The sequence below is a fragment of the Ardenticatenales bacterium genome, assembly GCA_020634515.1.
Classification (GTDB): domain Bacteria; phylum Chloroflexota; class Anaerolineae; order Promineifilales; family Promineifilaceae; genus JAGVTM01.
The window spans coordinates 99,425-111,880 of record JACKBL010000009.1; the positions used below are offsets into that span (position 1 = coordinate 99,425).

The 12,456-nt window shown below is 58.7% G+C and carries 10 protein-coding genes; 4 read left to right on the plus strand and 6 right to left on the minus strand.

Translation table 11 applies throughout. The features are described 5' to 3' along the window. The first annotated feature begins 85 nt into the window (after positions 1-85). From H6650_20590 to rlmB, 4 genes are all read left to right on the plus strand, one after another. Positions 86-628: an NUDIX hydrolase gene (locus H6650_20590; GenBank protein ID MCB8954412.1), complete on the plus strand. Its 543-nt coding sequence runs from the start codon at positions 86-88 to the stop codon at positions 626-628. 670 nt (positions 629-1,298) lie between these two features. Then, entirely contained in the window at positions 1,299-2,363 is a 1,065-nt protein-coding gene (locus H6650_20595) for a TRAM domain-containing protein (protein MCB8954413.1), read from the plus strand. A gap of 391 nt (positions 2,364-2,754) precedes the next feature. Further along, positions 2,755-4,200: a cysteine--tRNA ligase gene (locus H6650_20600; protein ID MCB8954414.1), complete on the plus strand. Its 1,446-nt coding sequence runs from the start codon at positions 2,755-2,757 to the stop codon at positions 4,198-4,200. A 176-nt stretch (positions 4,201-4,376) separates the two neighbouring features. Next, positions 4,377-5,120, plus strand: coding sequence for a 23S rRNA (guanosine(2251)-2'-O)-methyltransferase RlmB (gene rlmB / locus H6650_20605; protein ID MCB8954415.1), 744 nt, complete (start codon positions 4,377-4,379; stop codon positions 5,118-5,120). A 220-nt stretch (positions 5,121-5,340) separates the two neighbouring features. Here the strand turns inward: rlmB and H6650_20610 are convergent, their stop codons facing one another. From H6650_20610 to H6650_20635, 6 genes are all read right to left on the minus strand, one after another. After that, positions 5,341-6,603, minus strand: a complete 1,263-nt coding sequence (locus H6650_20610) for a class I SAM-dependent RNA methyltransferase (protein MCB8954416.1) — start codon at positions 6,601-6,603, stop codon at positions 5,341-5,343. A gap of 51 nt (positions 6,604-6,654) precedes the next feature. Then, complete coding sequence (locus H6650_20615) at positions 6,655-7,287, minus strand: CPBP family intramembrane metalloprotease (protein ID MCB8954417.1); 633 nt, start codon at positions 7,285-7,287, stop codon at positions 6,655-6,657. 200 nt (positions 7,288-7,487) lie between these two features. After that, a complete protein-coding gene (locus H6650_20620) occupies positions 7,488-7,727 on the minus strand; it encodes a hypothetical protein (protein ID MCB8954418.1) in 240 nt (79 codons plus the stop codon). A 289-nt stretch (positions 7,728-8,016) separates the two neighbouring features. Next, positions 8,017-10,242, minus strand: coding sequence for a phospholipid carrier-dependent glycosyltransferase (locus tag H6650_20625; GenBank protein ID MCB8954419.1), 2,226 nt, complete (start codon positions 10,240-10,242; stop codon positions 8,017-8,019). A 129-nt stretch (positions 10,243-10,371) separates the two neighbouring features. Continuing rightward, positions 10,372-11,214: a hypothetical protein gene (locus H6650_20630; protein ID MCB8954420.1), complete on the minus strand. Its 843-nt coding sequence runs from the start codon at positions 11,212-11,214 to the stop codon at positions 10,372-10,374. 183 nt (positions 11,215-11,397) lie between these two features. Continuing rightward, positions 11,398-12,393, minus strand: a complete 996-nt coding sequence (locus H6650_20635) for a hypothetical protein (protein MCB8954421.1) — start codon at positions 12,391-12,393, stop codon at positions 11,398-11,400. Positions 12,394-12,456 lie beyond the last annotated feature (63 nt).

The window sequence follows — 12,456 nt, forward strand, 5'->3', positions numbered from 1 at the left end:
TTGATTGGGTGGGCTTTCTTGTTTTTGCCGCCTGATGTTGTGTCCATAATGCATCCCCAATTGATTTGTAAAGGAAACGCTCTCCATGGATGAAAAATGGCCGATTCTTGGCAGTGAGATAGCCTTGCAACACCCATTTGTTACCGTAGACCTGGAAACGGTGCTGTTACCGGATGGACGCATCATTCCTGATTGGCCGCGTGTGCATGCGCGTGATTATGTCAATGCCGTGGTGCTAAATGATCGAGAGGAGGCATTGGTGATCACGGGCTATAAGCACGGCCTGGGGCGGTCAAGTTGGCAGGTGTTGGGGGGATATTTGGAGCCTGGGGAAGCGCCAATGCCGGCAGCGCAGCGAGAACTGCTTGAAGAAACCGGGTACTACAGCGACGAATGGGAGCATCTGGGCAGCTTCGTCGTGGACGCCAATCGTTACGTGGGCACAGGCCACTTCTACCTGGCCCGCGCTGCTCGCCAGGTCGCCCTTCCCGACAACGACGACTTGGAGCAGTACGCCATCCATTGGGTCTCGCTGCCAGAGTTGCGTCGCGCTTTGCATGACGGGCGAATCGCCATTCTCAGCTACGCCGTGAACGTGGCTCTGGGGCTGCTGCGTCTGGGCGTTTAGGTGTGGGGTGTCCGAAACTTTCGTTGACGGGCCAGATTGCAGAAATCTGCGTAACTGCTGAGGGCGCATCCGTTAATAACGGTTTCGCTCGGGAATTGACGGATGCGCTGGAAGGGTTCTTATGTTATGTATTGGAAAGTCCAAAGTCAATTTCGAGCGAACCCACAGGAACGGAAATCAAATAAGACAACGAAGTTGTTTCCTTACCGTTCCTTCAAACTGATGATGCCATTCTGTACTTTATTTCATCGTCAGTCCTGAGCCAGATTGGACCCATTTTCTCTGGTGAAAATGGTTATTGAGCGCGTGAAATTGGTCCAATCTCCAGAGAACGTTAATAATTACAAATCCGCCAGACTTTCCTGATTTCTCATTGGTATAAACGAATACTCCGCGCACCATTTAAGTGCGGCGCTGTTGCTTGTTCGTCGTCACTGTGCTACTATGTTCTTCGTTCATTCCTATTACTCAGGTACCACTTCGCCATCATTATTTTGACTTGTTGGCCATCTTGCATTTCATCCCCATCCCCCTAAGTGATCTGGCGCATGTAGCTGCTTCGGCAGGCGGCGAATTTTCGGCTGTCGCCCGCGGCGAAATGCGCGGCCCCGCCAAATGTTGACAGAAGGATGGAAGCGTGGTTTCCGCGTTCTTTCTCCGTGTGAAGAATATGCCATCATTCAGTATTGATTTCATTGCTCGCATTATCGGCGCTATCCTGGCGGCCTTCGGTGTCGGCTTATTGGGCCAGCAGATGGCCCGGCTATTCGGCGCGCCTGAAGATGTCTACGGTGTCGTTTTTGGCCTGATTGGCATTTTGATCGGCCTCATCCTTACCCCTGCTTTCACCACGCGCCCGGTGCGCCGCATTCGTCAATGGCTCATCAACATGCCACCGGAACGACTGGCGGCCATCATCGTCGGCGTCTTCCTGGGATTGGCCGCCGCCGCGCTGCTAACGGCCCCGCTTAAGTCTCTGCCGGTGCCCTTCAATCAATTGTCCCCATTGGCGGCGGCCATCTTCTTTTGTTATCTGGCCATTATCGTCATGATCACGCGACAACATGATCTATGGGCATTCATTCGTGATCTGCGCCCCCTGATGAGTGTGCGCGATGGCGAAGAACATCGGGAAGAAGAAGATGGGCACGTTATCCTGTTGGACACCAGTGTGATCATTGACGGACGGATCACGGACATCAGTAAGACAGGCTTCATCCGCGATGTTTTGCTCGTTCCCGGGTATGTCCTGCAAGAGCTACAGAACATTGCTGACAGCCCTGACCCCATCCGCCGCAATCGCGGGCGGCGTGGTCTGGAACTGCTGAATATCTTGCAAAAGGAGTCGCCCATTCCCGTGCGCGTCACGGATATGGACGTGAGCGAGGTGCGCGAGGTGGACAGCAAGCTAGTGGCCCTGGCGCGCCACCTGCACTGCCCGATCATGACGAACGATTACAACCTGAACCGGGTCGCCGAATTGCAGGGCGTGACCGTGTTAAACATCAATGATCTGGCGAACGCCATCAAGACGATCTATCTGCCGGGGGAGGAGCTGGCCGTGAAGATTATCCAGGAAGGGCGGGAGATCGGCCAGGGGGTAGGGTATATGGACGACGGCACGATGGTCGTTGTCGAAGATGGGCAAACGCGGCTGAACCAGTTGGTGGATGTGGTAGTCACGAAGACGCTGCAAACGTCGGCGGGGCGCATGATTTTCGCGCGTCCCTGTTGACGCGACGCAATTGGCGACGGGCACACATTGCGCGTTTTGCATTTCACTGAGGAGTGAAGAACAAGCGATGCCATCGTTGGAAACGTCCTGAGTACGCCACCTTGTTGTCTGATCGCGTGCTGCCGGAACGTGATTGGTTTTCCATTGTCTCGTCTTAAATCTGGTACAATAACGCGCAGCAGAACCGGGTCGGCGGCGGCGAATGGTCCCACTTGCGCCGCCGCCGCGGTGAATGTTCCGCTTAGTGAGCGTCCAGTATGGAGTTCTCCCCCAGATTGGTTCGTCCTTGGAGAATGAACCAATCTGAAAATGGGGAGTTGTTTTTAGATGGTCACTTAGACGGGGACGCAACGATAAACGATTGGTTTTCCATTTGCGGAGAAGTCACGCTATGTCCTTACAGATTTACAATGTTCTGACGCGCAAAAAAGAGGAGTTTGTTCCTTTGTATGCCGGCAGAGTCAACATGTACGTGTGCGGTCCAACTGTGTACGATTACTCACACATTGGTCACGCCAAAACCTATGTCAACTTTGACGTAGTCAACCGCTACCTGCGCTTCCGCGGCTACGACGTGTTGTACGTGCAAAACGTGACGGATGTGGGGCATCTGCTGGACACGGGCGAAGACCGCATCCTCAAGAAGGCGCGGCAGGACTCGGTGGAGCCGATGCAATTGGTGGAAAAATACACCAAAATTTACTTCGACAACATGGATGCTCTGGGCGTATGGCGGCCCGACATCAGCCCACGCGCCAGCGGCCATGTACCCGAGCAGATCGAAATGGTGCAAAAGTTGATCGAGCGCGGTTATGCTTATGAGACTAATGGATCCGTCTATTTCGACGTATCCAAATCGACGGAATATGGCAAGTTGAGCGGGCGCGTGGTGGAGGAGTTGGAAGAGGGGGCGCGGGTGGTCGTGCTGGAGGAAAAGCGTCATCCGGCCGATTTTGCCTTGTGGAAGCGGGCCGAACCGGATCATCTCTTGCGCTGGAACAGCCCGTGGGGAGAAGGGTTTCCCGGTTGGCACATTGAGTGCTCGGCCATGTCCAGAAAATACTTGGGCGTCACCTTCGACATCCACGGTGGTGGCATTGACAACATCTTCCCGCACAATGAGTGCGAGATTGCCCAAAGCGAAGCGGCAAACGAGGCTCCCTTTGCCCGTTACTGGATGCTGACCGGCTCGTTGACGCTGGAAGGCGTGAAGATGAGCAAGAGCCTGGGCAATACGCTGACGATTGGTGAAGCGCTGCAACGCTGGCGGCCCGAGGCGATCCGTACGTTTGTGCTTTCCGCGCACTATGGCAGTCCTATTGACTTTTCAAACGAAGCGGTTGAGGCGGCGCATAAGGGGTGGCAGCGTCTGTGGGGGGCGGTTTCGCTGCTGCGGCAGCAGATGCGGTCTGCGCCGGCGGGCGAAGCGGCGGCGGAGGTAGTGGCGTTGGCCGCGGAGACGCGGTCAGCGTTCATTGAGAAGATGGACGATGACTTTAATGCCCCCGCCGCATTGGCCGTCCTACAAGAGTTGACGCGGCAGGTGAACATTCTGTTGAACGCAACCACGCCGCAAAACCACGCCTCCCTCATCCTCCTCGACAAGCTCTACCGCGAACTTGGCGGACAGGTCCTGGGCATCATCCCCGACCAGGCGGAGGCCGCCAGCGCCAGCGCCGAACGGGAAGCGGGCCTGATCGAATTGCTGCTGCGGTTGCGCACCGAAGCGCGCGCGCGCCGTGATTGGACCACCTCTGACCAGATACGCGACTCTTTGAAGGCGTTGGGCGTGATCGTCGAAGACCGCCCGGATGGTTCCACCTGGAAACTGGCGTGAGCCACCAGGCGAACACCCTTGGTGAGCGTCCAGAATCTATTTCCCCCCGAGATTGGTTCATTCTTGGAGAATGAACCAATCTGAAAAGGGGCGTTGTTTTTAGACGGTAACTTACGAGAACGTCCAGATCGGAGCAGTTTCTCATACGGCTCCAGTTTGGCGACTGATTCCTCACTATGCCTGAATATCTTTTCCGTCGCAATGCCGTACTGGAAGCCCTGCGCGGCGAGCGGCGGCCACTACGCCGGTTGTGGTTGAAAAAGGGACAGGCCAAAGCGCAGACGTCCGACCTGGAAGCGGCGGCGCGTCGCCGTGGTCTCCCCATCGAATACAGCGACAGACAACAGCTCACGCGCCTGGCGGGTGATAGTAGCCATCAGGGAGCGGTGTTGGAAGCTGACGCCTTCCCTTATGCCAGCCTGGAAGAAATGCTCGACCTGGCTGCGCGGCGGCGCGAACGTCCCTTTTTGCTCATTCTGGACCTGGTGCAAGGGCCGCAGAACATCGGGATGTTGCTGCGCACGGCGGAAGCGTGTGGTGTCCACGGCGTGATCATACAGGAGCGGCGCGCCCCGGACATCACGCCGCATGTGGTGGCCTTTGCCGCGGGCGCGACGGAGCATTTGCTCATTGCCCGCGAAACCAATCTGGCGCAGACGATTCAGTGGCTACAGCAGCGGAACGTGTGGGTGGTGGGGTTGGATATGGGGGAGGATGCGCAACAACTGGGGCAGCTTGATCTGGATATGTCGCTGGCGTTGGTGGTGGGGCACGAAGGAGAGGGGTTGCGCCGCCTGGTGCGGGAGAAGTGCGACTTGATCCTGCGCCTGCCCATGCGCGGCCAGGTGGAATCCCTCAACGCCGCCGTTTCCGGGTCTATCGCCCTCTATGCTGCCTGGCAAGCGCGCGGGTTCCAATAGCGTTTCCGTTTTGATGATTTGCCCGAGTATGTCAACCACATTGTGGCTATTGTTTTGTTCAGCTTTGATGTGAATGAGTACGGAGAGCTTGTCAGTAACCGTCCGTCAAAAGGGTGAAGTTATTTTCGGACGGTTACTGAGGGCGCATCCGTTAATAAAGGCTTCGCTCGGGAATTGACGGATGCGCTGGAAGGGTTCTTATGTATTGGAAAGTCCAAAGTTAATTCCGAGCGAACCCTTCGTGCGGTTGCCAGAGGGAGACGGTGAGGATGTGGAAGGTTTGTGGCTCCATGTCGAGGGGTTGGATTTGCGCGAGTCGGTAGCCGCCGCGGGTGAGATGCCTGGCGTCGCGGGCGAGGGTGGCGACGTCATCACTGACGTAGATGAGGCGGTTGGGGTTGAGTTGGATGAGGGGTTGGAGGACGGATGCCGGCATTCCCCCTCCCCCCGGATCCACCACTACCACATCTGGCCGCACCGTCAACAGGGGCAGAACCGCTTCCGCCGCCCCCTCATACACCGACACGTTATCCACATCCTCCAGATTCACCGCCATATCCGCCACCGCATCCACGTTGGCTTCAATCGCCGTTACCTCGTCCGCCGCCGCCGCCAGAAATGCCGTCAACGTTCCCACGCCGCTGTACAACTCCAGCACCTGCTCCCCCCCGCGTAAGTCTGCGAATGCCAGCACCGTTTGCACCAGCTTTTCCGTCATGGGCGGGCTGGAGTAAAAGAACGCCCCGGCGCTAACGCGAAAATCGCGTCCGCCAACTGCCTGCACCACGTAATTGTCCCCAATGAGGTTAGCCGCCGTGCCATCTGGCAGCACCAGCGCCACGGACACCGGGAAATCCACGCCAATTTCCGGCGGCTCCACGTCCTCTACCTCCAACGCCGCCAGCAGCGCCCCGTCGTCTCCCATCCGCAACGTCACACGGCGCAGATCGGGTAGCGCCATGTCTACGTCTTGCAATAGTTGGCGCAGCGGGGGGCGCGGCAGCAGGCAGTCATCCACGGGAATGACGTGCCGCTCGCTGGCCGCCCACAGTCCCATGCCGCCCGTGGTGGTCGGGCTGAGGGTCAGGTCGCTGGCGTAGCCGTATGGCTCCGGGTTGGGGATGATGGGGAGGAGGGGGAGGGACGTTATGCCGGCAATTCGCCCCAACTGATCGCGCACCACCTCCTCCTTCAGCGCCAATTGCCGCGGATAGGCAATGTGCTGAAAATGGCAGCCGCTGCAAACGCCAAAATAGGGACACGGCGGCGAAACGCGGTCTGCTGAGGGACGCAGCACCTTCTGTAGCCGCGCCTGGGCATACCGCTCCTTAACCATCACCAGTTCCACTTCCACTTCCTCGCCAGGAAGGGCATATGGCACGAAGATGACGCGGCTGCCACGACTTTGGCCGCCCATTTCCCGCCCCAGCGCCGCGCCGCCGTGGGCCATTCCGGTCAAGGTGAGGGTGATCGTATCAGACATAGACTTTATCTCATGGGGCCTATTCGCCGGCTCGCTCTCTTCCGCCAACTGTTACAACTTCCCGATAGCGATCAGTTGGGTGAAGGAGGCAATGAACCAGTGAATGAGAAAGGGGTAGAGAAAGGATTCTGATTGCCAGGCGACGAACCCGAAGGCGATGCCGCCAAAAATGGTTGTCAGGGTTTCGATTTCTGGTTTGCCCAGGTGCATGAAGGCGAAGGGGACGGCCTGCAGCAGGATGGCAGGGCCGGGGCCGAAGTAGCGCGCCAGGGCAAACAGCATGAGGCCGCGCCAGATGAATTCCCAGCCGAAGAGGTCTATGCCGGTGAGATAAACCAGCCGCCAGGGATTGTCGGGTGCTTTGGCCTGGTAGTAGGTTTGCATGCCGGCATTTCGCGCCACAAACCACAGAATCACCCCCATCCCCACGCAGCCCACCACCGTGTAAAACAAACCCTTGCGCCAATCCCCCAGTTGAAAACCATACACCCGTGGCGGTTCCCGCAGCAGCAGCACCACCACCAAAAACGAGAGGACAAAGTACAGCAGGAACCGGTCATACGCCTTCGTGCCCGTTATGCGGTGATTGTAATAGTCCACCATCGGCACGATCGTGCTAAAAATGATCAAGAAAGTCAACCGCAAATCGAACGCAACGCCGCCAATGGTCACAACACGCCTCATAGTTACTCGCCTTCAGGGGACGGGCGCAATACCGACCGGCCCGGCCAACCTTCCTGGAATCTCTGTTTGCGGCCAGGCTCGTGTCATGGCCGCTTCCAGGAAGATGAACAGCCATGATTATAGCGGGTGCGCGGGTGATAAAACAAAAGATGCCCGACCTCGGGCCGGGCATCCTGAAAGAAACCTGCTGTAAAAAGAACTCAAAAAGCCAATTCGACCATGTTTTCCAGCACGCGCTCCATGGCCATTGTATGGCTGCAATGGCCGCGCGAGGCAAAGAATTCGCAATCACAATGCCAGTTGCCGCTGTTGTATTCAACATAGTGCGAACTGTTGTCACCGTTAATTCGCACCCGGAAAGATTCAAAGTCAATGCGCTGCTCCCGTTCCTCAGCATACATTTTCGCTTTTTCGATCTTTCCAATCATGGCGTAATCCATATCTTAGCCTCCTCTGCATAAGAATGGGTCAGGAGTCATTAGACTGCTCCTACGTTAGAAAACAAAAACGCACGCGGCCAGGGCGTGCGTTCGCATATTCCATCATGCTGGGGATGTCGTTTTTCCCACTCATGGACGCTAGTATACCTGTAACAGCCGCAAAGTCAACGCGCGCAGCACGTCCATCACGAAACATTCACCAAGCGTAACGGCTAAGCCAGATTGGCCCCGTTTTCTCCGGTGAAAATGGCCATTGAGCGCGTAATAATGGTCCAATCTCCAGAGAGCGTTACGGCGAGTCGGATGGAGCAGCTTGCAGGCGAATGCGGGAGAGCGGCAGGTGGTCGTCAATCCAATGTCCATCGGGAGCCAGGATATTCTGGCGGCGGCCGTCGGCGTCTAGCAGGGCCAGGTCGGGTTGGTAGACGCCCGCGTGCATGTCGGCGTCTAGGGGCAGCGTGATGTCCACTTGATACGGCCGGTTTGGTTGCCAAAATGCCGGCATCTGTCCACTCCCACGAGACACACCCCCTTCATCCAACAACTGCACCTGGATCACACTGCCCGGCTGCGCGTCCGGCAATGGTTGCCAGTAGAGGGTGACGATGAGGCTGCCGGCAGCGGGCAAAAGGCGCGCACTCAGGTCGTAACCAACCAGGCGGGCCTGATTGTTGAAATTTTGCGCCTGACCGTTAGGCATTGTGCCGGCATGTGGCACAATGTCCACCGTCCCCAACGACAACGCATCCCCTAATCCGCGTCCCTCCCCGTCCGTGATGCCCAGGCGATACCCTTCCGGCGCGTAAAGGCCGATCCGCACAGTCGCCCGCGCGGGGGCGTAGGCCGTCTCCGGCAGGTAGAGGCGTACGTGGTCCACAAAGCGGTCGCCGGGTCGCCACTGGCCGGTGGGGAAGTTGCCCAGGCCAGGATGCGTGTCCCGCTGCGTCACCAGGGTGTCGTTGGCCTCCTCAAGCAGGTGGACAAACAAAAGAAAATTGCCCGGAGGCTGCCCCGTGACCTCCCAGTAGAGGGTGACGTCCAGCGCCGCGCCCGGTTCCAGAGCGGTGGCGCTAAGGTCGTAGCCGCGCAGGCGGGCGAAGTAGTCGAATTGGGCGGAGAGGGGGTGCGGCAAAACGGCGTCGGGGGCAAAAGTGGGGGGGCGGGCGTAGGCGGGGATGAGGTAGCCGACGAGGGCAACGAGGGAGAGGAGTAGCATGCCCAGGTTGGCGGTGAGGGCCAGGGGGGTGTCTATGCGCGTGTCCCATCGTGGCGCGGCCAGGGAGAGGAGGGTGTGCAGACCGTAGAAGATGAGGAGGGAAAGTGCCGGCATTCCCGGAAAGAAAAACCGCCCCATCGCCCCCGCCGGACTCACCAGCATATAGTTGAACAGCACCAGGAAAAACAGCACCACATCCAGTCCCAACAACCCAACCCAGACCGCATCTTGCCCCTTGCGCCGTACCGCCCCCCATGCCGCACCCGCCAGACCAAGCCCAACCAGCCAGCGCAGGCTCGTGTACACCACTTCCGGGAGCGGAATCTGCCCAAAACCAAACCGCCCCCACAGCGAAGACCAGGCATTGGGCAGCTCCAGCACCGCCAGGGCAAAGCTCTGCCGCGGGTCGCGCACCCCCCACAGTTCCGTCAACTCGCGGAACCCGGTCGGGTCGCCATAAAGAAGCTGGTTGCGCAGGAACCACCAGCCCGCCAGCAACTGCGTCACTCCCAGGGAGATGACGGCCACCTGCCACCACAGCCGCCACTGCCGCCGTCGCCACGCGACCCAGGTCACGGTCAGGCCAATGAGCAGTCCTGCCGCCGCCAGGCTGAACTTGCTCATCAGCGCCAGCCCATAGGCCGCGCCCAACCAGACGCCCCAGCGCCGGCTGAGACCGCGCGGGTCGTGCAGCAGGCGAACACAGGCCAGCAGTACCAATCCTCCGCTGAAGGCGGCAATCACGTCGTTGTTGATAGCGCCCGCCATGTACAGGAACATGGGATTGAAAGCGACAAAGGCGGCGCCGCCCAGGGCCATGCCCGGTCTGCGCGGCCAGATGGTTTGCCCAATCGCCCACGTCACCCAAACCGTCCCCGCGCCGATGAGGACGTTGAGGAAGCGGATGAGGTGCGCGGCCAGGGCGTCGCCATGCCAGGGGAATGCCTCATCCGCGCCATGTAGATACTGTGTCTTGTTGTCTACGCCGACTTCCCAATAGCGATAGGCGTAAAATGGATTCTGCGGCGGCGTGTCGCATAAGTCGTGGTCCGCCTGTACCCAACCCGTGACCAAGGCGCCCAACACGTAAAAGAGGGGCGGATGATGGCTCTGGGAGCGGCACGGCTCCTGTCCCTGGATGGGCAGGGCGCCATGGATGACGAGGGTGCGCACGAAGCGGTAATGACGCAGCTCGTCCGTGGCTTCGTGCAGGGGGTTGGCGATGCTGTAGGCTGCGCCGAGGAGGATAAAGGCCAGCAGGAGGAGGGAGAGGGCTTTGTTTTGTCGCCGCCAGGACATGGGGAGAATAGTCAATGGGTGGTGACTACGAACGCTCTCTGGAGATTGGACCAATTTCAAGAGAAAATTGGTCCAATCTGGCGGAGCAGTTGCTGCGAAGGTTCGTTTTCACGGTTGTTTGTTGTTCGCTCACTTTTGTTTGAAGGCGTTTTTGACCAGGGATTCGTCGAAGAAGTCGCCCGTTTTGCCGGTGGCGGCGAACTGGTAGACGGCGGCGGTGTAGATGCCGCTGAGGGTGGATTGGGCCAGGGCGACGAGGACGAAGGCGAAGATGACGAGGAGGACGACGCTGATGATCAGGGGGGTGGTCTGGGTGGGGATGGCGAGCATGACGGCGAGGATGCCGAGAATGATGAGGGCGATGTAGATGAACATGAAGATTAGGCCGACGCCGAAATTGCCGGCAATTTGCTCACCCCATGTCCGTTTTAACAAAGCCGTGCTGCGCGTAATCGCCTCCCACGGCCCCACATTTTCTACCACCAGCACCGGCACGGCCAGGAAGATGGCCAGGTTCCAGGCCATGCCCACCAGCGAGGCCACGAAACGCCCCAGGCCATCCCGCTGCGATAGGGCGCGCAAAATGATGCCCACCGTGGCCGAGAAGACGGCAAAGCCCATGATCTGGCTGAAATGGTCCAACGCCACGCGCACGCCATCTCCTACGGTGGGGTCGCCCCCTTCCAGCCGGATCATGGCCGCGCCCACCAGGGCAGCATTGGCGAAGATGATGACCGTGTATTGCACCACGTAGTAGAGAAAAAGCACGACGTAGAAGAGAATGCCGTTGCTGCCGCCGGAGAACAGGCTGTCAAACAGACCGGCGAAGAACATGGGCAGGGCGAATGTCGCCGTCACGAGCAAGACGCCGATAGCGGAAATCAGCGGGAAGATAATCAGCTCCTTGTCGGCGCGCAGCACGGCGGCGCTGGCCTTGACGAGACGCCAACTGTTGGACAGGCTCTGAAACATACGGTTTTCTCCAGTGGTGGGGGCGGCGAGCCGGTATGACGCGGCGCGCCGCCATTGCGCATAATGCTTCCACTGTACCGCATTATTCCCAGCTTTTCCACAAAATGACAGCCGCTGCGACGCACATACAAACGGCATCCGCGCGGGCAACCCGCCAGGCTCGTGCGTCTCACTGCATGGCGGTTACAAATCATTGTCCATGTAGCGCGTCCACAGTTCGTGCGTCATTGAAATGGGGTCGGGTGGCGCGCCGTCTGCCCCCATGACATGATAACGGGCGAAGTATTGGCAGAGGCGCGTCACGTCGCGCTCCAGCAGCGCCTGTGCATTGGCGTTGTACCAGGGATTGACCGCCTGTGGAAAGTCGATGATCTTGGCTTTCCCATCCCAGTAGAGAATGTTGTAGGCGGAGAAGTCGCCGTGGATGATGTCGTGGCTCAGCATCAGCACCACATCCTGCCACAATTGGTCAAACAGCGGCTGCGCCTGGTCGTCTTCCAGGCGGATGTAGTGCAGTGGCGGCGCGGCGGTGCGCCCATCTCCCATGTATTCCATGAGGATGGCGTGGCCTTTGTGCCCGATGGGTTCGGGAAGGTGCAGGCCCGCTTCGTATAGCCCGCGCATCATCTGGTACTCGTGACTAATCCAGGTGCCGAGGAGGAAGTCCTTGCCAAAGCCAGATCGGTTTTTTACGGCGCGCCATGTGCGTCCGTCGAGCAAGTTGGTGGCGCGCTGACCTTCTTCGCGGCTGCTGAAGCGGCCTTCGCGGTAGGGAGCGTCATTTTTCAGGCTGCGGAAGATGGCCGGGCGATAGATTTTGGCGGCGACGTAGGGCACGCCCAGCGTTTCGTGGGCGGCGCAGACGTAGACGGAGGCCTCTTTGCCGCTCTTGACATCGTAGAGTACGTCGGTGATGTACTCTTCTTCGTAGAAGCCTTGTAGATGTTGAATGACCCACATGCGTTCCTGGTTGTCTTCTTTTTTGTCGCGCATGTAGGTGGGATCGAAGGCGAAGGGGTCGAGTTCGCGTTCTGGCAGGGCGCTTTCGGGTGCTTCGGTGAGGGGTGTTTTGGCGGCTTTGGGTTTGCTGTTTGGCCGCTGTCGTCGTGTGGCGCGCTTCTGGCGCAGGAAGTGGTCTTCGTACCCTTCGTATTCGTCAATGTAGTCGTATTTATCCATTGCGGATGGTTCCTCATTCTGGTTGGCAGGGGCCAACGATAGGTTGTTTTTGTGTTTGGGGTG